Annotated in this window: 19 protein-coding genes; 16 read left to right on the top strand and 3 right to left on the bottom strand. The window is 52.1% G+C overall.

The genetic code is table 11. The features are described 5' to 3' along the window. Nucleotides 1–5: 5 nt before the first annotated feature. Complete coding sequence (gene fliD, locus H650_RS04650) at nt 6–1,424, bottom strand: flagellar filament capping protein FliD (protein ID WP_020454184.1); 1,419 nt, start codon at nt 1,422–1,424, stop codon at nt 6–8. Between the two features lie 241 nt (nt 1,425–1,665). Here fliD and H650_RS04645 point away from each other — a divergent pair, with 241 nt between their 5' ends. The 16 genes from H650_RS04645 (at nt 1,666) to sdiA (ending at nt 22,777) form a co-directional block, all read left to right on the top strand. Next, nucleotides 1,666–2,571 carry a flagellin N-terminal helical domain-containing protein gene (locus tag H650_RS04645; protein ID WP_017458356.1) on the top strand — a complete coding sequence of 302 codons (906 nt, stop codon included), beginning with the start codon at nt 1,666–1,668 and terminating at the stop codon, nt 2,569–2,571. A 183-nt stretch (nt 2,572–2,754) separates the two neighbouring features. Then, nucleotides 2,755–3,660: a flagellin N-terminal helical domain-containing protein gene (locus tag H650_RS04640; protein WP_020454183.1), complete on the top strand. Its 906-nt coding sequence runs from the start codon at nt 2,755–2,757 to the stop codon at nt 3,658–3,660. 198 nt (nt 3,661–3,858) lie between these two features. Next, nucleotides 3,859–4,764, top strand: a complete 906-nt coding sequence (locus tag H650_RS04635; protein WP_020454182.1) for a flagellin N-terminal helical domain-containing protein — start codon at nt 3,859–3,861, stop codon at nt 4,762–4,764. A gap of 184 nt (nt 4,765–4,948) precedes the next feature. After that, nucleotides 4,949–8,596, top strand: coding sequence for a glycosyltransferase (locus tag H650_RS04630; RefSeq protein WP_020454181.1), 3,648 nt, complete (start codon nt 4,949–4,951; stop codon nt 8,594–8,596). Between the two features lie 47 nt (nt 8,597–8,643). Beyond that, nucleotides 8,644–12,087, top strand: a complete 3,444-nt coding sequence (locus tag H650_RS04625; RefSeq protein WP_020454180.1) for a glycosyltransferase family protein — start codon at nt 8,644–8,646, stop codon at nt 12,085–12,087. Between the two features lie 221 nt (nt 12,088–12,308). Then, entirely contained in the window at nt 12,309–13,463 is a 1,155-nt protein-coding gene (locus H650_RS04620; protein ID WP_020454179.1) for a DegT/DnrJ/EryC1/StrS family aminotransferase, read from the top strand. After that, on the top strand, nt 13,460–14,632 hold the full coding sequence (locus H650_RS04615) for an ATP-grasp domain-containing protein (RefSeq protein ID WP_020454178.1): 1,173 nt from the start codon (nt 13,460–13,462) through the stop codon (nt 14,630–14,632). Before H650_RS04620 ends, H650_RS04615 begins: the two co-directional genes overlap by 4 nt. Before the next feature lie 10 nt (nt 14,633–14,642). Continuing rightward, nucleotides 14,643–15,752, top strand: coding sequence for a Gfo/Idh/MocA family protein (locus tag H650_RS04610; protein ID WP_020454177.1), 1,110 nt, complete (start codon nt 14,643–14,645; stop codon nt 15,750–15,752). A gap of 40 nt (nt 15,753–15,792) precedes the next feature. Then, a complete protein-coding gene (locus tag H650_RS04605; RefSeq protein WP_020454176.1) occupies nt 15,793–16,917 on the top strand; it encodes an FkbM family methyltransferase in 1,125 nt (374 codons plus the stop codon). Between the two features lie 99 nt (nt 16,918–17,016). After that, entirely contained in the window at nt 17,017–17,736 is a 720-nt protein-coding gene (locus tag H650_RS04600) for an RNA polymerase sigma factor FliA (protein WP_007371523.1), read from the top strand. Between the two features lie 62 nt (nt 17,737–17,798). Then, nucleotides 17,799–18,350 carry a flagella biosynthesis regulatory protein FliZ gene (gene fliZ / locus H650_RS04595; RefSeq protein ID WP_017458347.1) on the top strand — a complete coding sequence of 184 codons (552 nt, stop codon included), beginning with the start codon at nt 17,799–17,801 and terminating at the stop codon, nt 18,348–18,350. 83 nt (nt 18,351–18,433) lie between these two features. Further along, complete coding sequence (tcyJ, locus tag H650_RS04590; RefSeq protein ID WP_017458346.1) at nt 18,434–19,234, top strand: cystine ABC transporter substrate-binding protein; 801 nt, start codon at nt 18,434–18,436, stop codon at nt 19,232–19,234. Between the two features lie 109 nt (nt 19,235–19,343). Continuing rightward, nucleotides 19,344–20,330, top strand: coding sequence for a D-cysteine desulfhydrase (dcyD, locus tag H650_RS04585; RefSeq protein WP_020454173.1), 987 nt, complete (start codon nt 19,344–19,346; stop codon nt 20,328–20,330). A gap of 21 nt (nt 20,331–20,351) precedes the next feature. Continuing rightward, nucleotides 20,352–21,020: a cystine ABC transporter permease gene (gene tcyL / locus H650_RS04580; protein ID WP_020454172.1), complete on the top strand. Its 669-nt coding sequence runs from the start codon at nt 20,352–20,354 to the stop codon at nt 21,018–21,020. Next, nucleotides 21,017–21,769, top strand: a complete 753-nt coding sequence (tcyN, locus tag H650_RS04575) for an L-cystine ABC transporter ATP-binding protein TcyN (RefSeq protein WP_020454171.1) — start codon at nt 21,017–21,019, stop codon at nt 21,767–21,769. Before tcyL ends, tcyN begins: the two co-directional genes overlap by 4 nt. Nucleotides 21,770–22,054: 285 nt before the next feature. Next, nucleotides 22,055–22,777 (top strand): quorum-sensing transcriptional regulator SdiA, encoded by a 723-nt coding sequence (sdiA, locus tag H650_RS04570; RefSeq protein WP_020454170.1) that lies wholly within the window; start codon nt 22,055–22,057, stop codon nt 22,775–22,777. Between the two features lie 67 nt (nt 22,778–22,844). Here the strand turns inward: sdiA and H650_RS04565 are convergent, their stop codons facing one another. Beyond that, complete coding sequence (locus H650_RS04565; RefSeq protein WP_020454169.1) at nt 22,845–23,069, bottom strand: DUF2594 family protein; 225 nt, start codon at nt 23,067–23,069, stop codon at nt 22,845–22,847. Beyond that, nucleotides 23,066–23,137, bottom strand: a complete 72-nt coding sequence (locus H650_RS26200; RefSeq protein WP_436873842.1) for a hypothetical protein — start codon at nt 23,135–23,137, stop codon at nt 23,066–23,068. Before H650_RS26200 ends, H650_RS04565 begins: the two co-directional genes overlap by 4 nt. Nucleotides 23,138–23,468: the final 331 nt, after the last annotated feature.

Raw genomic sequence — 23,468 nt, 5'->3', positions numbered from 1 at the left:
CTTTATTAATTGGTCTTGTTAAATTGCTGGGTCAAATAGTTACCGGTTGATTCCAGTGACGATACCAGCGTACTTAAACTTGTAAATTGCGCTTTATAACGAGCCATGGTTGCGGTGATCTGGTCGTTAACCCGGTCATACTGCTCAGACAGCTTTTTCAGCGTCTTGTTAATCCCATCGGTTGCATTCTGCACGGTGCCGTCAGTACCGAGGAAATCGTCCAGCAGATTGCTGGCCTGCGTCGCAAAACCTGTGGTTTTGCCATCACCGGTCAGGAAAGAGATCACGTCAGTTGATTTTTCCGTCAGCGCTTTGTCGAGCTTGGTGCTGTCAACGGTCAATTTGCCGGAGACATCCTGGGTAATACCCAGCTGCGACAGGATATTGTAGCTGCCGGTATTGCTCTGAGAAGAGGAGAGCAGCGAGCGCAGACGCGTCTGAATGTTACGCAGCGTACCGTCACCCAGCAGATCGCCGTTAGAGTTGTCCTGAGACGTACTGCCCTGATCCACTTTCGTGTATTTTGTCTGGTTGGCAATGGTGGTTTGCAGGGAGTTATAAGCATCAACAAACGCCTGCACCGCCGCAGTCATTGGCGCATTATCTTTGGTTACCGCCAGCGTTTCCGGGCTGCCGATATTGGTCTTGTTCAGCGTCAGCGTTACGCCTTCCGGCGCATCGGTGATGGTGTTACTGCTACGCGTGATCGCCACGCCGTTGATCTTCAGGTTGGCGTCAGCAGCGGCAACCTGCTGCGTCATGGTATTGCTGGCGCTGCCGGCATTGCTTGAATCATAACTAACGTACTTGGCTAACTCGGTATCATTAGTGGTGATCGTCATCTGGTTGGTGGTACCGCTATCGCGCGAGGTCAGCGCCAGATAGTAGCTGCTGTCATCGGCTTTAATGATACTTGCGGTCACACTTCCTGCTTTCGCGTTGATCGCATCACGGATATCCGCCAGGCTGGTCTTATCGCTTGCCAGCGTAACGGTCAGCGGATCTTTTTGACCCGGTTGGGTGATCGTAATGGTACGCGAGCTCAGGCTGCTATCACCTAAATCCGTATCTTTACTTGCCGCTTTCGGGCTGAGCAGCGACTGCGCTGCTGCCAGCGACGTCACTTCAATAGAATATGATCCCGCCGTTGCACTGGTCGCCAGGGAGGCGGTAAACGCCGTGTTAGTGCTGGAAACTTTGGCCGATGCAATTTTGGAAGTATCTTTCAGCGCATTGGCCGCTGTTTGCAGCTTGGTCAGCGACGTCTGAACGATGCCCCAGGCAGTGAGTTTTGCTTTATACGATGTCTGCTGAGTGGTAATTGGCGTCAGCCTGGTCTCTTCGGCCGTCTGCAGCTGGCTATACAGCGTACTGAGCGACGAACTTAAGCTGGTGCCTGCTCCGATAGAACTAATAGTTGCCATTTCTTTATCCTTCAGTTTTAGACAATCACTGTGGGGATTATCGGCAGCGACTGCGAAAAGATTAGAGGGTTTTTTTTAAAACAATGGCGGAATAAAGATAAAGAATAGCGGGCAGTTTGCGGCTTTAAAAAAATGATCTTTTTTTCTAAAGGTTGCTAAGAGGCGGTCGATAATCAGGGGGACGGTGAGAAAACCGTAGGCAGATGCCTGAATCTGATAACTTTTTTTAAGGAATTACATCATGGCTGTTATTAATACTAACACCCTGTCTCTGATGACTCAGAACAACCTGACTAAATCTCAGTCTTCTCTGGGTACGTCTATTGAGCGCCTGTCTTCTGGTCTGCGTATCAACAGCGCTAAAGATGACGCTGCTGGCCAGGCAATTGCTAACCGCTTTACTTCCAACATCAACGGCCTGACCGTTGCTGCACGTAACGCGAACGACGGTATCTCTCTGGCGCAGACCGCTGAAGGCGCGCTGAGCGAAATCAACAACAACCTGCAGCGTATCCGTGACCTCACCGTTCAGGCACAGAACAGCTCCAACTCTGCCTCTGACATCGACTCCATCCAGGCTGAAGTTAACCAGCGTATGGAAGAAGTGAACCGTGTTACCACCCAGACCGACTTCAACGGCATCAAAGTGCTGAACACCGGTTCCGGCACCAGCAGCTACAACTTCCAGGTTGGCGCGAAAGATGGCGAGCAGATCTCCATCAGCCTGACCTCTTCTGATTCTTACAACCTGTACAACGCTACCGGTGCAACGTCCCAGACTTCCGGCCAGACCATCAACGGTACTGCACGTTCTACCGCTGCTGAAGGCTTCGACGTTCTGAGCGGTACAGTGAACAGCGGCGGTACCACCAACGGTAACCCGCTGGCAGATATCGATGCGGCAATCAAAGCGGTTGACACTCAGCGCAGCCTGCTGGGTGCGTCCCAGAACCGTTTCGAATCCACCATCACTAACCTGAACAACACCGTGAACAACCTGTCGTCCGCACGCAGCCGTATTCAGGATTCTGACTACGCGACTGAAGTGTCGAACATGTCCCGCGCGCAGATCCTGCAGCAGGCTGGTTCTTCCGTACTGGCCCAGGCCAACCAGGTTCCGCAGACCATGCTGTCCCTGCTGCGTTAATCGCAAATTACGTCGTATCAGAAAGCGCCGCTTGTCGGCGCTTTTTTATTTCTTTGAAAAATAAGCCGAATAAAAATAAAAAAATCCCTAAAGAGTTCGTTAACCCCGTCGATAACAATTATGACGGTGATGAAGCCGCTGGCGCATACCGGAATATAAATTACTCAATGAAGGATAATAATCATGGCTGTTATTAATACTAACACCCTGTCGCTGATGACCCAGAATAACCTGACTAAATCTCAGTCTTCTCTGGGCACCTCGATCGAGCGCCTCTCTTCCGGTCTGCGTATCAACAGCGCTAAAGACGACGCTGCAGGCCAGGCAATTGCTAACCGTTTTACTTCTAACATCAACGGTCTGACCGTTGCTGCACGTAACGCGAACGACGGTATCTCTCTGGCACAGACCGCTGAAGGCGCGCTGGGCGAAATCAACAACAACCTGCAGCGTATCCGTGACCTGACCGTTCAGGCGCAGAACAGCTCCAACTCTGCCTCTGACATCGACTCCATCCAGGCTGAAGTTAACCAGCGTATGGAAGAAGTGAACCGTGTTACCACCCAGACCGACTTCAACGGCATCAAAGTGCTGAACACCGGTTCTGGCTCCAGCAGCTACAACTTCCAGGTTGGCGCGAAAGACGGCGAAACTATCTCCATCAGCCTGAGCTCTTCCAACTCTTACAACCTGTACAACGCTACCGGTGCAACGTCCCAGACTTCCGGCCAGACCATCAACGGTACTGCGCGTTCTACTGCTGCTGAAGGCTTCGACGTTCTGAGCGGTACGGTAAGCAGCGGCGGCGCCACCGATGGTAACCCGCTGGCGGATATCGATGCGGCAATCAAAGCGGTTGACTCTCAGCGCAGCCTGCTGGGTGCGTCCCAGAACCGTTTCGAATCCACCATCACTAACCTGAACAACACCGTGAACAACCTGTCTTCCGCACGCAGCCGTATTCAGGATTCTGACTACGCAACTGAAGTGTCGAACATGTCCCGCGCGCAGATCCTGCAGCAGGCTGGTTCTTCCGTGCTGGCCCAGGCCAACCAGGTTCCGCAGACCATGCTGTCCCTGCTGCGTTAATCGCAAATTATGCAGTATCAGAAAGCGCCGCTTGTCGGCGCTTTTTTATTTTGTGATTTGCGCATATTTTCGACGAAAATTGCTCAAAAAATAGAAAAATTACTAAAGAGTTCTACAAGGTCGTCGATAACAATTATGACGGTGATGAAGCCGCTGGCCCATACCGGAATATAAATTTCTCACTGAAGGATAATTATCATGGCTGTTATTAATACTAACACCCTGTCGCTGATGACCCAGAACAACCTGACTAAATCTCAGTCTTCTCTGGGCACCTCGATCGAGCGTCTCTCTTCCGGTCTGCGTATCAACAGTGCAAAAGATGATGCGGCTGGCCAGGCAATTGCTAACCGTTTTACTTCCAACATCAACGGTCTGACCGTTGCTGCACGTAACGCGAACGACGGTATCTCTCTGGCACAGACCGCTGAAGGCGCGCTGGGCGAAATCAACAACAACCTGCAGCGCATCCGTGACCTGACCGTTCAGGCGCAGAACAGCTCTAACTCTGCCTCTGACATCGACTCCATCCAGGCTGAAGTTAACCAGCGTATGGAAGAAGTGAACCGTGTTACCACCCAGACCGACTTCAACGGCATCAAAGTGCTGAACACCGGTTCCGGCACCAGCAGCTACAACTTCCAGGTTGGCGCGAAAGACGGTGAGCAGATCTCCATCAGCCTGACTTCTTCTGATTCTTACAACCTGTTCAACGCTTCTGGCGCAACGTCCCAGACCACCGGCCAGACCATCAACGGTACTGCACGTTCTACCGCTGCTGAAGGCTTTGACGTTCTGAGCGGTACAGTGAACAGCGGCGGCACCACCGATGGTAACCCGCTGGCAGATATCGATGCGGCAATCAAAGCGGTTGACTCTCAGCGCAGCCTGCTGGGTGCGTCCCAGAACCGTTTCGAATCCACCATCACTAACCTGAACAACACCGTGAACAACCTGTCTTCCGCACGCAGCCGTATTCAGGATTCTGACTACGCGACTGAAGTGTCGAACATGTCCCGCGCGCAGATCCTGCAGCAGGCTGGTTCTTCCGTGCTGGCCCAGGCCAACCAGGTTCCGCAGACCATGCTGTCCCTGCTGCGTTAATTCGCAACCGCTTAAAAAAGGCATCTTCGGATGCCTTTTTTTATCTGCAATCGCCAGATATAACGCCTTTTCTGTTAGCTGTTTTGCCTCTCGATCTTTCTTTCGTCCTCCAGAATATTGCATAACGACAGGAACGCCTTTTGCTATCACCCCGGTGGTTTGCGCGGTGATATGAGGATGACAGATGCAAAGCATACTAATCAGCGTTGATCAATTTGACGCGTTTACCCCCCATACCTCTGAACTTATCGATATTGCGGACGCCTTGCTGGCCAAAGGCTGGCGTGTGGATGTCATTAGCTCAACCGCCGGGCAGAAGTTAGCGAGTGAAATCGCACGCCTGAGCGCGACAGGGCGTTTTACTGTCATCACCGAAAAGCAGGGGGCGCTGGAAACCTATTACAACGCCATCTGGATCTATCGCGGCTTCTTTAGCGAAAAGTTACTTGATGCCATCGAAGCCGGGAAACTCGACGGCGCGATGATTTTCCGCCATTTCAGCGATTACAACGATCTCTACTTGCCGTGGGGCGTAGCGCTGGAAAACCAGTTTGCCGCACTGACGCTGGATCTCTCCGCCCGCACTTCGGCCATCTTGCTACAAACTGGTGTGGAGAGCGCGCAGCTCAAACATCTGCCGTGGTCAGTACCGGCCAGCTTTGGCGCATTTACCCGCACGCGCGACGCGCAAACCTTGTCCCGCGTACTTTATATGGCGGGCAAAATGTCGGCGGAAATGTATGAAGTTCAGCAGCAGGCGAGGGAGGCAGGGATCCAGATCGAGTGGTTCGATCTTAGCCAGCAGGTACAACGCCTCGAACCGGCCTGGCTGGAACAGTATGACGTGATCATCGGTAATGACGAAAGCGTGGCGAAGGCGCTGACGCTTGGGATCCCGCTGTTCCTGGTTAACGAAGGTTACGTTGAAGGTTATCTGAATGCCGATAACCTGGCGCGTCATGAAGCCGATCATTTCTGCGCGGTGACGCTGCACAACTGCCCGGACGCCAATGAATGGGTGGAACTGCTGCAAAGCGGTTATGCCAGTGCACGCGAGTGGGCGCTGGCGCAGCGTGCGACTTTTGTCAGTAAATGGACGCTGGATACCGCGCTGGAGGCAATTTTTTCGCTGCCGTTGGTGGAAAAATCCCGCCAGCTGGATAACAAAGCACGCTATACGCTGGACTTCCACAGTAAAGCGGTGCTGGCGCAGCAGCAGACCAGCGAGTACTCCTTCAGCCGCTGGCTCGAAGATCGCCAGATTAGCGATGCGCGACGCGAAGCGCTGCTCTCTTTCGCTGGCGCAAACCCTGACAAAGCCAGTATCGGCGTGGTTATCCTTGGCGATAACGACCGCAGCGCGCAGACCAGAAGTTCTGTAGAAAGCCAGTCGCTGGCTGCCGCCAGCATTGATGTCATTGCCGACGATAACGCCTGGCCTGCGGCAGTAAATGCGCTGCTGAGCACGCGAGATGCCGATGCGCTGTTACTGATCCCCGCCGGTTTTACACTGCGGGATGATGCGTTGTTGCGCTTTGCCGAACAACGGATGCAGCAGCAAAATGCATGGCTGTTTTATTGCGATGAAATGACGCGCGCGGAAAACGGCGAACCACTCCTGACGCTGCGTCCTGATGTCAATATTGACCTGCTGCGCGGCGTGCCGTATGTCGGGCGCGTTCTGCTTTTTTCGCGTGATATTGCCCGCCAGCTCGGTGGCCTGAACAGCCACTATCCGCAGGCGGCAATGATCGACTTGCTGTGGCGCTTTGTTGAAGGGCAGGGAACACCGGCGCTGGGCCGCGTTGCCGAAGTGCTGGTAGAGAGCCCGGAAGCGGCGTCGTGCTGGAGCGAAAATCCGGCGGTGGTGGCCGAATGCGAACAGATTTTACTGGCGCACCTGCAACGGCTTGGCATTCAGGCCTCGCTGGAAGAGGGGTTAGCGGCGAACATCAAACGCCTGCGCTACCACTGGGACGCAAAGCCGCTGGTGTCGATCATTATTCCAACCCGCGATCGCGTTGCCCTGCTCAAACGCTGTATTGAAAGTTTGATGGAGAAAACGCGTTATCAGCACTATGAGCTGTTAATTGTTGATAACCAGTCGGTGGAAGAGGATGCCTGCCGTTTTCTCAATGATCTGGCGGCGCTGGGTATCGATCAGGTACGTATTTTGCGCTACGACGCGCCGTTTAATTTTGCTGAAATCAACAACGCTGCGGCGCAACAGGCGCGCGGTGAGGTGCTGGTTTTTCTCAATAATGATTGTGAAATTATTGATGGCGGCTGGCTTGATGCCTTGCTGGAGCAGACGCTACGCCCGGAAGTGGGGCTGGTTGGCGCGCGTCTGGAGTATCAGGATGGTCGTATTCAGCACGGCGGCTTTTTGCTCGGCGTGCAGCATGGTGTTGAGGTGGCGTTCGACGGTGCCGACGGCGAAAGCAACGGTTTCCAGCACTATCTGAAAACGCCGCGCAATCTGGCGGCGGTAAGCGCTTCCTGCATGATGGTGCGCAAAGAGGTCTTTTTCGCCCTCAACGGTTTTAACCAGGAAACCTATCCGCTCTATTTTGCCGATGTCGATCTTGGGTTACGCGCGCAGCAGCAAGGTTATCTCAATGTCTGGACACCGTACGCCCGCGTGAAACATATGGGCGGTGCCACCCGCTTACTGGGCGATAAGTTCCATGTGCAGGAGCGCCCGTTACTGACGGATTTTGCCACGCTGCGTAATGAATGGCGGCAAGGGCTGCTGGCAGAACCGTCATACCATCCGTTAATGCAAAAAGCAGGGCAGGTGTTTACGCTCAGCGCGAGCCTGGCGCGCCTGCATCAGCCGTTGCCGGGTCGGCCGCTGCCGGTGGTGCTGGCGCACCATGTTAACTGGGTCGGCGGTGGACACCACCGGGTGATGCAACCCTTCAAAGCGCTGGAACGTCATTTAATGATTGAAGGCGGCCTGACCAACACCATTCCAGGTGTGATGGAAGCTGCCGCGCAGCAGCCGGATGTGATTTTGCTGGAGCTGATTACCGGCAGCCGTTTTCCGCAGATTATTCAGCAGTTACGCAGCACCAGTAATGCCAAAATCGTGCTGGAGTATGATGACTACCTGCTTAATGTGCCGATTAAAAATGGTTCTCGTCAGCACTTCCCACAGCAAATGGTGAAGAATTTTCGCAAAGTCGTCGACAGCGCCGACTGGCTGGTGGTTTCCACCGCGCCGCTGGCGGACGCCTACAGCCGTTTCCATAGCGACATCCGCATCGCGCAAAACCGTCTTGCGCCGAACCAGTGGAAACATCTGTTGAGCGAGCGTGGCACGGGCAAAAAAGTGCGCGTTGGCTGGGCTGGCGGCAGTTCTCATACCGGTGATCTGGAGATCTTATTGCCGCTGATTAAAGCGCTGGAAGGGAAGGTGGAATGGGTCTTTATGGGCATGAAACCACGCAATGTCCGCTGTGAATTCCACCCTGGTGTGCCGTTTGAAATGTACCCGGAAAAACTGGCCAGCCTCAATCTCGACCTGGCATTAGTGCCGCTGGAAATTAATCAGTTCAACGAATGTAAGAGCAACCTGCGTCTGCTGGAGATCGGCACCTGCGGTGTACCGATCATTGCCACCGACATCGTGCCTTACCGTTGCGATCTGCCGGTGACGCTGGTGGAAAACCGCTTCAAAGACTGGATGAACGCGGTTCAGGCCTATATCAACGATGCCGATTTACGTCACCGGCAGGGCGATGCGCTGCGTGAAGCGGTGCTGAATAACTGGTATTTGCGCGGCGCAGGCCTGGATGACTGGCAGCAGGGCTGGTTACCAAAAGCATAATTTTCTCTGCCAGGCCGGCGGGCCTGGCAAACGTTCAAGGAATATCGATGAATAACCTCGCTCAGTACCCCTATCTGATTGTGGCACCCGATTACTCGGAGGCGTCGGCCGGGATACAAGTGCTGCACTATTTTTGCCAGACAATCAATAATTCAGGCGGAAAAGCGTGGATTGTGGGCGGGACGGTTAACCCAAAATGGAATACACCGCGTCTTACGGAAGACGATTATACGCAATTACAGAACTCAGGTGAGCCGTGGATTGCGGTTTACCCGGAAGTGACGAGCGGCAACCCGCTGCGCGCGCCGGTGGTAATGCGCTATATGCTCAACAGAGAAGGGGTGATGAATGGCAATCGCCTCGATTTTTCGCCTGACGATCTGTTTTTCTGGTATCGCGACGAATTCGCCGAAAAAGAGTTTCAACCGGCGCTGTTAAATATTGAGAATTACGACCTCGAGCTGTTCCAGGATGATTATCCTCATAAGGATCTGGACTTACTCTATATTAACCGCTTACCCGCCAGCGTTATTGAATATGACAAACTGCCGAAAAATCTGACGGTACTGAGTATGCAAAACCCGCTGCCGCTCGAAGAACTGGCAAAAGTTCTCAAGCGCGGGCGCGTGTTATATACCTATGAATCTTCCGGGACCTGTCTGCTGGCGAATTTGTGTGGTTGTCCGGTTGTTGGGTTAATCGCGCCAGGTTACGAAAGCTATGCATTAAGTGAAAAAACGATACGCGAAAACGGTAATGCAGGTTATACGCTGATGAATACCCCGGAAGCTATCGAACACGCACGCGAAAACCTGTATAAGTCGCGCGAGCAATTATTACTGAGACGCGAACGATCGCTGGTGCAATTCAGGGACTTCATAGAAAAAACACAACGTAAAGCGCAAGAAAAAGCACAACAACATTACCGCAATACGTTTCAGGGTTGGCTTGAAAATAGCGTGGCGGAAAAACGCAGTGATACGCGCTCTTCACTGGCGTTGCTGTTCGTTATTCTCAATCCGCACGGCGACAGCGCCGCTGTTAATATCACCGTGGATTCTTTACGTGGACAATTAGGCAATTTGCCGAATGCCCGCATTCTTCTCGTGCAGGATGGCGCGCATCACGACGCAACGGATAACACCCTCTCGGTTGTCGATTTTCAGCATTACCAGCACAATTTTGCCAGCCTGGTTCAGACCACTTCTGTCGACTGGTTACAGGTGGTTCCTGCCGGTGTGACCTACAGGCATGACAGCGTGTATCGTTTAGCCCGAACACTGCAAGAGCGCTCCGCTGCCCAGGCTATTTATGCTGATGAAGCCGTGAAGCATGCGAATTCGGTGACGCATTTTTTCAAGCCAGAATTTAATCTTGATCTCTTTGTCAGTGCGCCATCCCGTTATTTGCAACGGGTTTTCTTTCGCGCATCGGCATGGCTGGAATGCGGTGGCTGGGACCCTCACGCCGGGCTGGCTTTTGAATTCGATCTCATCACAAAATTGATTGCCCGTTATGATACCGCCGCCATTGGTCATTATGCGGATATCGTCAATATTGTTGACGAGAAAATGCTCACTCCGGCAAGCATTGAGACTGAGGGCGGCATTGTCGGGACTTTCGCCGCGCAGCGTAATTTGCCGGTAGATCATGTGGAGTATTGCGACGGTGTCGCGTGGCGGATCCATTATCCACTGAATAATACGGGGCGGGTGAGTGTTGTCTTAACCCATAATCATGATGCTAATTTAATGACGCGCTGTATCGCGTCGCTGGTGGATAACACCGACTGGCATGATTACGACATTATTATCCCCGTGATAAACACCACCGACCCGATTGTTTTGCAGACCGCGCGGGAAGTTGAAAAACTATTACCCGGCAAGGTTCAGGTGCTTGAGCTGAATAACTGCAGTGAGGTGCAGGCGGTAAATATTGCTGCGTCACACGCGGCGGGCGCGTCTTTATTGTTATTAGACGTAAGATCGGTTTTCGTCTTAAAAAGCTGGTTAAACACCTTACTCAATCCGATGGTGCGCCCGGAAGTGGCGTGTAGCGGGCCGAAAATCATTAGCTTTGATAAAAAGCTCATCAGCGCAGGGATGATTGTTGGCGCGGATAATGGCATCGCGAATGTCGGCGCTGGAGAAGACTGGCAATCTTTCGGTTATCAGGCTCGCTATCAGTGTGAACAAAATTACTCCGTGCTCAATAGCCTGTGTTTGCTTGTCAAAAAAGAGTGTTTCACGCAGGCAGGCGGGCTGGATGAAAAATACACGTCGCTTGAAGTGAGTTCGGCGGCGTTTTGTCTGGCTGTGCAAAAAATGGGTTACGTCTCTGTCTGGACGCCGTACAGCATCATTGCCTCGGACAATTATCACTTTATGCAGAGTGAGTACCGACAATCACTGCTACCGCAAATGACCGCGCTGATGGAAGACTTCAGCGAGGTATTTGCAGGCGATCCCGCGTATAGCAACTTTTTGTCGCTGAGTTCGCCACTCTTTACGCTGGACGCCAGCGTTATACAAAACCGCTGTTGTGCAAGCCCGGCGCACACGCCGGTGGTATTGCTGGTTTTGCGTTCGCAGACCATTTATACAAAACGCTTAACGCATTATTTCCGCATGATGGAAGAAGCCGGCGAGATCGCGCTTGTTATCAACGATGCGTTGCCTGCGCTACCCGCGTTACTCAGAACGCGTCCCGCCATCACCATTTTGGATGCTCAGTTTAGTGAACGTGATATCAGCACCGTTACGCAGTTTCGCGCGATGACGGGGCAGGTTGTGCATTGTCTTTTCGATGAAAATGCCGAGCCGCTGATTGCACGCCAGAATAGCCAATCTCTGCCGTTTGATCGCTGGCTGGTATTAAATCCCGCGCTGGAAAAATGGGGGCGCGGCAAAGGGCTGGACGTTTTGCGAATCCCTGATTACCTCCCGGAGGAATGGTTTTCACAGGGTAAAGCCGTTGCGGTGAATGCTCCGCGGCGCGTGTTATGCCCTGTTTTTTCTCTCACCGGGAAAGAGCGGGACTTTATCTTTCAGCTGATAGAAAAAACGCATCACATTGTTGACTGGTATATTTTTGGCGAGTGTCCAGCCAGCTGGTACCCGCTGGTGAAGGGCACCTTCAGATACCATGCTAATCCTGTCTCGGTGGAGACGCTGGATGCGCTGAGCCCGGATGCGGTGATTTTGTTCCGCGATAATAACCATGAGCATCGGTTTGCGGATAGTTATGCCGTGTTGCAGTACGCCGCACGAAATATCACCGTTATTTGCAGTGATTTCCCTTGTTTCAGCGAGTATGACTTCGCGACGAAACTGAAACCTAAAATGGCGCTGTGGACGCAGGCCATCGACGATTTCGCCACCAAAGGCAATCCGCTCTGCGAGAATCAAGAGCAAATCAACAACTTGCTAACAGATCGCTATCTCTTTGATGAACCGCGCCAACAAGCGCTGCTCGCCATGCTGAAACAATAGGTCATTTTGCGGCAATGAAACCCGGTAGTGCGGCATTACCGGGTTTTTTGCTGACAGGGGATTACGTAAGCCCTGCCATTTTTCCGCCGCCTGCGCAGACCCGGCCAGTTTACCTTTAGCACCGGGGGGAAAAGCATAACAAAATGCCCCCTGTTTCACCGATAGCTCGCCAGGCGCGTCGTTATGATGAACAGATAATTCCTACGCGCGCAGGTTTGTCTATGGACAATAATATCTTTGTTACCAGCCCTCTTTTGCCACCGCTGGAAGAGTTTATTCCTTACCTTGAGAAGATCTGGAACAACCGGATCCTTACTAATGGCGGTGTTTTTCATCAGGAACTTGAAGAGGCGCTGGCAAGTTACCTTGGCGTGAAACATGTCTGCCTGTTCGCAAACGGCACGCTGGCGCTGCTCACCGCACTGCAGGCGCTCCGCGTTACCGGCGAGGTCATTACCACGCCGTACTCCTTTGTTGCCACCTCCCATACCCTGTTATGGAATGGCCTGACGCCGGTTTTCGCCGACATCGATCCGCAAACTTACAATATCAATCCTGAGCGTGTCGAAGAGCTGATCACCCCGCAGACCACGGCGATTATGCCGGTTCACTGCTACGGCATTCCCTGCGATGTGGACAAAATCCAGCAGGTCGCGGATATCTACGGCCTGAAAGTGATTTATGACGCGGCGCACGCGTTTGGCGTGAAGAAAAATGGCGTCAGTATTTTGAATCACGGGGATTTGTCGGTGCTGAGTTTCCACGCAACGAAAGTGTTTAACACCTTCGAAGGCGGCGCGATTATTTGCCACGATGCGCGGACCAAGCAGCGTATCGATTATTTGAAAAACTTCGGTTTTGCCGGGGAAACGCGCGTTGTTGCGCCTGGTATCAATGCCAAAATGAACGAAGTTGAAGCGGCATTTGGCTTGCTACAGCTTAAACATATCGATCAGGCACTGGCCGATCGCCAGGCGCTTTACCAGCATTATGTGGAATTATTGCAGGGGATCGACGGCGTTCGTCTGCTGGATGTGCCTGCTGATGTGACCTGGAACCATGCTTACTTCCCGGTTTTGATTGAACCGGAGTTCGGCATCGATCGCGATTCGCTTTATGACGTGCTGAAAAATGCCGGCATTTTAACGCGTCGCTATTTCTACCCGCTGATTAGCTCTTTCAGTATGTATCGCGGGTTTGCTTCCTCGCAGAAAGAGAATTTGCCGTGCGCAAATGCTATCGCTGACAAAGTGCTGTGCTTACCGATTTATCCGGGGCTGGCGCGCGAAGATCAACAGCGTATCACTGACATCATTCGCGGTGTCGCCGCAACCGTGACACCCGGTGCGGCGGTGATTTCGCTGGAGGGTGCATGACGGCTATGCGCACTGCGATGATCCTCGATGCGGGATTTGCCTCGTTGCCTTTACAACGGGCGATCAAAACGGCGGGCTTTACCACGCTGGTGTGTAGCGGTAAGCCGCACGATGCGGGAATGAAATCGGCGGATATTGCCAAAGCCCAGAATTATGCCGACCGCGATGCGGTGTTAGCGATTGCCCGCGAACACAATATTGCGGCCATTACGCCTGGCGTGACCGATGTCTCGTACCTGACGGGGAGCCGCGTTGCCGCCGAACTGGGCTTGCCTGGCTTTGACTCGCCGGATGTCAGCGACACGCTTTTTCTTAAAGATCGCTTCCGCGCCTGGGCAGAGCAACAGGGCTATCCAATACCGCGTGCGGTAAGACGTGCTGAAGATGCGCGCCATCTCCCGTTTCCGTTGCTGGTAAAACCGATTGATGCTTATAGCGGCATCGGGATTACGCTGGTGCAGCAGGCCGCAGAACTTGACGATGCGGTGGCAAAAGCCCGTAGCGCTTCGCAAAACGGCGAGTGCGTGATTGAAACCTTTTGCCAGGGCGCGCTGTACAGCCACTCTGCGTTTATCCGTGGCGGGGAGATTGTCTGCGAATTTTTCGTCGATGAGTTCTGCACCGTCTACCCCTGGCAGGTCAACAGTAGCAGCTTGAGTCTTTCCCTGACGGAAAGCATGCGAGATCGCGTTAGCGAATGTATGCAAACCCTGGTGCGCCAGCTTCAACTGGTCGACGGTTTGCTGCACACCCAGTTTATAGCCAATGACGATGATTTCTGGCTTATCGAACTTACCCGGCGCTGCCCGGGCGATCTCTATTCCCGTTTGATTGAGCTTTCAACCGGTGTTGATTACTCCAGCGAGTTTGTTGCCCCGTTCCTGGGTTGCCAGCACGCCACGGCGTTTTCAGCGCGGCGACCTGCGCATCTTCGCGCTATAGCGCGGCACACTATTTCCAGCGATGTCGATACCCATTTTACCGGCTACCTTTTTGCGCCGCTGGCAGCACGCATTATCGAAACTATTCCGCTGAAATTGCCAGGCGATCGGCTGGAGCCCGCGCCGCGTGACAGGGCAGGGTTGGTATTCGCCGAATTTGATGATGTTGCTGAACTGGCGCGTCTGACGCCGCAGCTTAAAAACTATTTTTCCTTTAAAACGACGTAAGGACCGGATTATGGCTAAGCCCTTATCCCTGGCATTTATCGGCGGCGGCCTTAATTCCGCCATCGGTATGACCCATAAAATCGCCAGCCAGATGGATGGACATTTCCAGTTATCCGCCGGCTGTTTCAGCCGGGATGACGCCCTGAATCGGCAAACCGGCATGGCCTGGGGGCTTGATGAGAGCAAGATTTACCAGGATGCGTTGACACTGCTTGAGAAAGAGCATGCGCATCTGGATGCGGTGGTGGTGCTAACGCCTACGCCCGCGCACCGCGAAATTCTGATGGCGTGTCTGGAATATCCGCTGCCGATCATTTGCGAAAAAGCGTTAGTGGCGAGCGTCAAGGATGCTGAAGACATTCAGCAGCGCGTTGACGAGGTGAATAGCCAGCTCTACGTGACGTTCAACTATACCGGTTATCCGATGGTGCGCGAATTACGCCAGCGTTTGCAAAGCGGCGCGCTGGGCCGGATTCAGCACGTGATGGTTGAGATGCCGCAAGAGGGTTTCAGCCGCTGTCGCAGCGACGGTAGCATCGCGTTGCCGCAAACCTGGCGGCGCACGGATAACGCGATCCCGACGGTATCGCTGGATCTTGGCGTACATGTCCATCAACTGGTGGAATTCCTCACCGAGAAACATGCGCTGGATGTCTATGCCGTTAACAGTACCTTTGCCCGTGTGCCGGGCGTTGTGGACACGGTGAATATCGTCTCTCGTTATAGCGATGATGTGGTGTGCAACTACTGGTATGGCAAGGCGGCGCTGGGTTATCGCAACGGTTTGCGGATCAGGGTGTACGGCACAGAAGGCAGCGCGGAATGGCTGCAAATGGAGCCCGAGTATTTACGTATCGCGGATATTCACGGCAACGTTAGCATTATTGACCGCACGGCGAGTGACAACACGGTGGCGAACCAGGAGCGGTACTGCCGCTTTAAAGCTGGCCATCCCGCCGGGTTTATTGAAGCCTTTGCGAACTATTACTGTGATATCGCAGCAGCATTACGCGGCGAAGCGAATGGTTATGCTATTGGCTCGCAGGTGGCTTTAAAAGGATTAGCTTTCCTTGAAAGCGCCAACAAAAGCGCATTAGCGCAACAAAAAATCATACTGTGATAGCCACTTATTGTGTACTGAATGAGTCTCTGAGGTAGATATGTCTATTCTTGAAAAAATTAGCGAGTCCAGAAACCATTTTCTCGATACGATCGACGAAATGCAGAACAATGGTCGTCCGTTGGTATTATGCGGTGCCGGTTATTTAGGGCAAAAAACATGGGAATTTTTGACCAGCCAGAATGTGAAGGTTGATTATGTGGCGGTCAATGAGAAATATTTTACCGAAGGTTCAACCTTTTACGGTTACGATATCATCAATTTAGACCAACTGGCCCGACAAGAAGGCACCTATAATTACATTCTGGCTATCCAGTATGTGAGCGCTGAATTAGAAGCGATGCTCGCAAACAATGCTGAAAGCATATTGATCTTCGATCACTCTTTTATTGGCGTGAATACCGATACGCTTTATACCGCCGAATTTTGTCAGGAAAATGAGGCTGCTTTGACTGAGTTTTATAACTCTTTAGGCGATGAGCGCTCAAAAGAAACGCTGGTGGCGTTTATTAATCAACGTATTTGCGCGCGCAGCTTGTACTACGGTAAATATTTCGATCCTAACCACTATCTTGCAGAAGACCTGGTGCGTTTGCAGGATAACGAAGTGTATGTCGATTGCGGTGCTTACGATGGTGACAGCGTGGTTGCATTCCTGAAAGCTGCGCAGAAGCAGGGCGTGAAGAAACCCGCAAAAATCCTCGCTTTTGAACCAGAAGAGAAAAACTTCTCTTTATTACAACGCGCTGATATTGGCGATGTTGAACTGAAAGCCATCAATAAAGGTGTCTGGTCGGAAAATACCACATTACGCTTTGATTCCGGAATGGATACCTCGTCTCGTTTAAGCGAAGGGGAAGGTAACACGTCCATTGATGTGGTCAGCATTGATAATGCTCTTGAAGGCACGAATTACGCTACATTTATTAAAATGGATATTGAGGGGGCGGAACTGGAAGCGCTAAAAGGTGCGCAACATACCATTCGTGCATCTTTGCCTGTTCTGACTATTAGCTTGTATCACAAGCCGGAAGATTTGCTGACGATCCCGCAATACATTCGTGAACTGTCGGATAATTATCGTTTTTATTTGCGCGGGCATCATCCGGCGCTGGCTTTTGAGCTGGTGTTATATGCATTACCGGCCGGGAGAACGGTTCAATAAAGTCAAATAACCCCCATTTCACCCACTATTCATCCGATTAAAACCACTCCAGAATCGGATAATCGTGCCGATAACTCAATTAACGCAGGGCTGTTTATCGTGAATTCACTCTATACCGCTGAAGGTGTAATGGATAAACACTCGCTGTGGCAGCGTTATGTACCTCTTGTGCGTCACGAAGCATTGCGCCTGCAGGTGCGTTTGCCGGCGAGTGTGGAACTGGACGACCTGCTACAGGCGGGCGGTATCGGTTTACTGAATGCAGTAGACCGATATGACGCTCTGCAAGGAACGGCATTTACCACTTACGCAGTACAGCGTATTCGTGGGGCGATGCTGGACGAATTGCGCAGCCGCGATTGGGTGCCGCGCAGCGTTCGGCGTAATGCCCGCGAAGTGGCGCAGGCAATGGGGCAACTTGAGCAAGAACTGGGACGTAACGCGACGGAAACAGAAGTGTCGCAGCGTCTTGGAATTCCTGTAGAGGAATACCGTCAGATGCTGCTCGATACCAATAACAGCCAGCTTTTCTCCTATGATGAATGGCGGGAAGAGCATGGCGACAGTATCGAGCTGGTCACTGACGATCATCAACAGGAAAACCCGTTATTCCAGTTAATGGAAAGTAATTTACGTCACCGGGTCATGGAAGCGATTGAATCGCTGCCGGAACGTGAACAACTTGTCCTGACACTGTACTACCAGGAAGAACTCAATCTGAAAGAGATTGGCGCCGTTCTGGAAGTCGGGGAGTCGCGAGTCAGCCAGCTCCATAGCCAGGCCATTAAGCGCTTACGTACCAAGCTGGGTAAGTTATAGGTCGGTGATTCTGCATCACTCCTGGTAAATGCCGTACAACGCATTGACAACCAGGAGTTATCATGACGGTGCAGCAACCTAAAAGACGGCCTCTAAGCCGCTACCTTAAAGACTTTAAACACAGCCAGACGCATTGCGCACACTGCCACAAGCTGCTTGATCGCATCACGCTGGTACGCCGGGGCGAAATCGTGAATAAAATCGCGATTTCGCGTCTGGATATGCTGTTGGATGAAGCGGCCTGGCAACAAGAGCAAAAAGAGTGGGTCGCACTCTGTCGTTTTTGCGGCGATCTGCACTGCAAAGAGCAGAGCGATTTCTTCGATATCATCGGTTTTAAACAATATCTCTTCGAACAAACCGAAATGAGCCACGGTACGGTGCGCGAGTATGTCGTGCGTTTGCGCCGCCTCGGCAACCATCTCACTGAACTTAATATTTCCCGACAGCTGCTTGAAGAAGGTTTCCTCGACGAAAATCTGGAACCGTGGTTACCTGCGACCAGCACCAATAATTATCGGATTGCCTTGCGCAAATATGCGCAGTTTAAAACCCAGATGCGTTTTGCCTCCGTGCAAAAAATCGCTGTAGGTGCAACATCTGATTTATATTAAAAAGGAATAAGATGTAGCCGAGTTGTGCTTGTACTTAGCGTCAGGCACCTTACACTACAGCCAATTTCTTTATCGGGGTAACTATGAAACTAGCACTTTTGGGACGTCAGGCGCTGATGGGTGTGATGGCCGTCGCGCTGGTAGCAGGTATGAGCGTGAAAACATTCGCGGCGGAAAACCTGCTCAATAAAGTCAAAGAGCGTGGCACGCTGTTGGTGGGTCTGGAAGGCACGTATCCGCCGTTTAGTTTCCAGGGCGACGACGGCAAGCTTACTGGTTTTGAAGTAGAGTTCGCCGAAGCGTTGGCGCAGCATCTTGGCGTAAAAGCATCCCTGAAACCCACCAAATGGGACGGCATGCTGGCATCGCTGGATTCTAAACGCATCGACGTGGTGATTAACCAGGTCACCATCTCCGATGAGCGCAAGAAAAAGTATGATTTCTCCACGCCCTATACCGTTTCTGGTATCCAGGCGCTGGTGAAAAAAGGGAACGAAGCGGGCATCAAATCCGCTGCGGACCTGAAAGGCAAGAAAGTGGGCGTGGGTCTCGGCACTAACTATGAAGAGTGGCTGCGTAAGAACGTGCAGGGAGTTGATATTCGCACCTATGATGATGACCCGACAAAATATCAGGATCTGCGCGTTGGCCGTATTGACGCCATCCTGGTCGATCGTCTGGCCGCGCTGGATCTGGTGAAGAAAACCAAAGATACGCTGGCGGTAGCGGGGGATGCGTTTTCACGTCAGGAATCCGGCGTTGCGCTGCGTAAAGGTAATGACGATTTGCTGAAAGCTATCGACGCAGCCATTGCCGAAATGCAAAAAGACGGCACCATGAAAACGCTGTCGGAAAAATGGTTTGGCGCGGATGTGACGAAGTAATCGTTGCCCGCTAAAAAAAGGCGCTTAATCAAGCGCCTTTTTTATTTGATCGCTTTTAGTGTGCATAATAAAAAGCAGTTGCTAACGTTACCCGGTCTTCGGAGGTTTTATGCCCTTGCACAATGTGACCCGCTTTCCGCGCCTCGAGTTGATTGGTGCGCCCACGCCGCTGGAATATTTGCCGCGGCTTTCCGATTACCTGGGACGCGAAATTTTTATTAAACGCGATGATGTCACGCCGGTGGCGATGGGCGGCAATAAGCTGCGCAAACTCGAGTTTCTGGCAGCGGATGCGCTGCGCGAGGGCGCTGATACGCTGATTACCGCCGGGGCGATTCAGTCCAATCATGTTCGTCAGACGGCGGCCGTGGCGGCCAAATTAGGTCTGCACTGCGTTGCGCTATTAGAAAACCCGATTGGTACCACAGCAGAAAACTACCTCACCAATGGCAACCGCTTGCTGCTGGATCTGTTTAATGCGCAGATCGAAATGTGCGATGCGTTGACGGATCCCACTGCGCAACTGGAGGAACTGGCGACGCGTGTTGAAGCACAGGGTTTTCGCCCTTATGTGATCCCGGTTGGTGGCTCAAACGCGCTGGGCGCAATGGGGTATGTGGAAAGTGCGCTGGAAATCGCCCGGCAATGCGAAGGTGCGGTGGCCCTTTCGTCGGTGGTGGTGGCTTCCGGCAGTGCCGGTACGCACGCCGGGCTGGCGGTCGGGCTTGAGCAACTGATGCCGGAGGTGGAGCTGATTGGCGTGACGGTTTCGCGTAGCGTTGCGGATCAGAAACCGAAAGTGGTGACGCTGCAACAGGCGATTGCGCGAGAACTCGAATTGCAGGCCAATGCCGATATTCTGTTGTGGGATGATTACTTCGCGCCAGGCTACGGCACGCCGAATGATGAAGGAGTGGAAGCGGTCAAATTGCTTGCCCGTCTGGAAGGCATTTTGCTCGATCCGGTTTATACCGGCAAAGCGATGGCCGGGTTACTGGATGGTATTGAACAGAATCGCTTTAAAGATAACGGGCCAATCCTGTTTATCCATACGGGCGGCGCACCGGCGCTGTTTGCCTATCACCCCCATATTTAATTCCCAGGCAGAGCAAAAATAATGCAAGAGAGTCTACAACTGGTTATCGACTCCGCGCCTTACCTGTTAAAGGGCGCGGTATTTACACTGCAACTCAGTATTGGCGGGATGTTTTTTGGTTTACTGCTGGGCTTTCTGCTGGCGCTGATGCGCATGTCGTCGTTCTTACCTGTGCGCTGGCTGGCGCGTTTTTACATTTCGATTTTTCGCGGTACGCCGCTTATCGCCCAGTTATTTATGATCTACTACGGTCTGCCGCAGTTTGGTATTGAGCTGGATCCTATTCCGTCTGCGATGATTGGTCTGTCACTTAATACGGCGGCCTACGCAGCGGAAACGTTGCGCGCGGCGATTTCGTCTATCGATAAAGGGCAGTGGGAAGCGGCGGCCAGTATAGGCATGACGCCGTGGCAAACGCTGCGTCGCGCGATTCTGCCGCAGGCCGCGCGTGTCGCGCTGCCACCGTTGAGCAATAGTTTTATTAGCCTGGTGAAAGATACGTCACTGGCAGCCACTATCCAGGTGCCGGAACTGTTCCGTCAGGCGCAGTTAATCACCTCCCGTACGCTGGAAGTGTTCACTATGTACCTTGCGGCGTCGCTGATTTACTGGGTAATGGCGACGGTGCTTTCTTCGCTGCAAAACTATTTCGAAAACCAGCTTAATCGCCAGGAGCGTGATCCGAAATGAGTGCTATCGACGTGAAAAACCTGGTGAAAAAATTCCACGGCCAGACGGTGTTGCACGGTATCGATCTTGAGGTGCAACAGGGCGAAGTGGTGGCGATTATTGGCCCGAGCGGTTCCGGTAAAACCACCTTGCTGCGCAGTATTAACCTGCTTGAACAGCCGGAGAATGGCACAATCCGCGTGGGCGATATCACCATTGATACTGCGCGATCGCTGAGCCAGCAGAAAAGTGCTATCCGCCAGTTACGCCAGCATGTCGGGTTTGTCTTTCAGAACTTCAATCTGTTCCCGCACCGGACAGTGCTGGAGAACATTATTGAAGGGCCGGTGATCGTGAAAGGCGAGCCCAAAGACGAGGCGGCCGCGCGGGCGCGCGAACTGCTGGTAAAAGTGGGGCTGAGTGGCAAAGAGAATCGCTACCCGCGGCGCTTGTCGGGCGGGCAGCAGCAGCGTGTGGCGATAGCCCGCGCGCTGGCGATGCGTCCGGATGTGATCCTCTTCGACGAGCCGACGTCCGCGCTCGATCCTGAGCTGGTGGGTGAAGTGCTTAATGCCATTCGCCAGCTGGCGCAGGAAAAACGCACGATGGTGATTGTCACACATGAGATGAGCTTTGCGCGTGACGTGGCGGACAGGGCAATATTTATGGATCAGGGGCGCATTGTGGAACAAGGACCCGCGAAAGCGCTGTTTGCCAACCCGCAGCAACCGCGTACGCGCCAGTTTCTGGAAAAATTCCTCATGCAGTAATGCCTTCGCGGTTCAGCGCCCATTGCGGCTGAATCGCGTTAATTCCACTTAAGTTAAAATTCAATGGTTTTATTACGTACAAATTTTGCAGGGATATTTCCCGGTTTTCTGTTGTGCGCCTGAAACGCCAGGCCGTTATTCCCTCCTGAAGATACCGTTAACGTTGGCGTTAAACGCAACTTATTTCCGGCGGTATCGATATTTTATATTTATAATTAAGTTTTATGTGTTAGTTTATTGTATACAAAATAATGATTATTAAAACCAGGGGTATTACCGGTCGGTATGCAGGATACAGAATTCTTTACCTGGCGTCGTGACATGATGTCGCGGTTCCAGGAGATGACAACATCCCAGGATGTTTATTCCGAATTACAGCGGCAGACACAGCTGCTGGAATTTGATTATTTTTCGCTTTGCGTTCGTCACCCGGTGCCTTTTACCCGGCCGAAGTTGAGCGTTGAAACCTCTTATCCACAAGCGTGGATGCAGCATTATCAGGCAGAGAATTACTTTGCTATTGACCCGGTGCTGAAGGCTGAAAACTTCATTCAGGGACATCTTCCCTGGAATGACAAACTCTTTCGCGATGCCACGGTATTGTGGGATGCCGCACGGGATCACGGATTGCGTAAAGGTATTTCGCAGTGCCTGATGTTGCCCAATCATGCGATGGGTTTTTTGTCCGTGTCGCGTACCAGTCTGTTTGGCAAAATGATGTCGGATGATGAAATTGAATTGCGCCTGCAGACGTTGGTGCAGTTAAGCCTGCTGGCATTAACGCGTCTGGAAGATCAGATGGTGCTGGCGCCTGAAATGAAATTCAGTAAGCGTGAACGTGAAATTCTCAAGTGGACGGCGGAAGGTAAAACATCTGCAGAGATCGCGATGATTTTATCCATCTCCGAAAACACCGTTAATTTTCATCAAAAAAATATGCAGAAGAAATTTAACGCGCCGAACAAAACACAGATCGCATGCTACGCAGCGGCGACAGGGATGATTTAAATATCCCTTATGTTTTGCCCGGCAAAGATAGCCAGCTGACAAACTTATTTTGGCAGCCGGTTATTATTTACTGGCGATAGGCTTGTTTAATTTGCTTAACAGTACCGGAAAATACCGTCGCCTGAGCTTCGTCTTCCATTTGTTCGATTTGCTTTTCCATTTTAAGGATAACGCGTCCGGCGTCTGCCTGGCCCATGGCCTGCAGCATCAGCGTAATCATTGATTTCAGGCAGGAGACTTCCAGCGCCAGTTCCTTTGCATTATCAGCAGTGGAAAAATCAGGTGTGCTCAATTTATTTTCCTCGTTACGGTGTCGCGCAGGTGCGCGACGGACACTGTCAAAGCGGCGGAGTATACCATAATGATGGCAAAAGAAAGCAGTGGTTGTTTTTTGATCATTGTTTTCAGTTTATTAAATTAAACCTGACGGTAATTAACGGTACTGCGTTTAATTGTCGAAGAATATATGTTTAAGCAAGGTTTAGAGGCAGTTAATTGTTGTTACATGCAAAGCGTGCTAATAATCATACATGCAAAGACAATTTTAGAGTAACTTTTTGAAAATCAGGGCTAAAACTTTTTTAGCGCTGCGCTTTAAAAGATCGCGGAACTTTCCACACGCTGTATAACTTAATTTCCAAAAACGCGAACAAAATCGAAAGTTACTGGTTTTTTAACCTTTCACTGTTAG

The organism is Enterobacter sp. R4-368, assembly GCF_000410515.1.
In the GTDB taxonomy this organism is placed as follows: domain Bacteria; phylum Pseudomonadota; class Gammaproteobacteria; order Enterobacterales; family Enterobacteriaceae; genus Kosakonia.
This window is presented reverse-complemented; position numbering and strand designations above follow the sequence as displayed.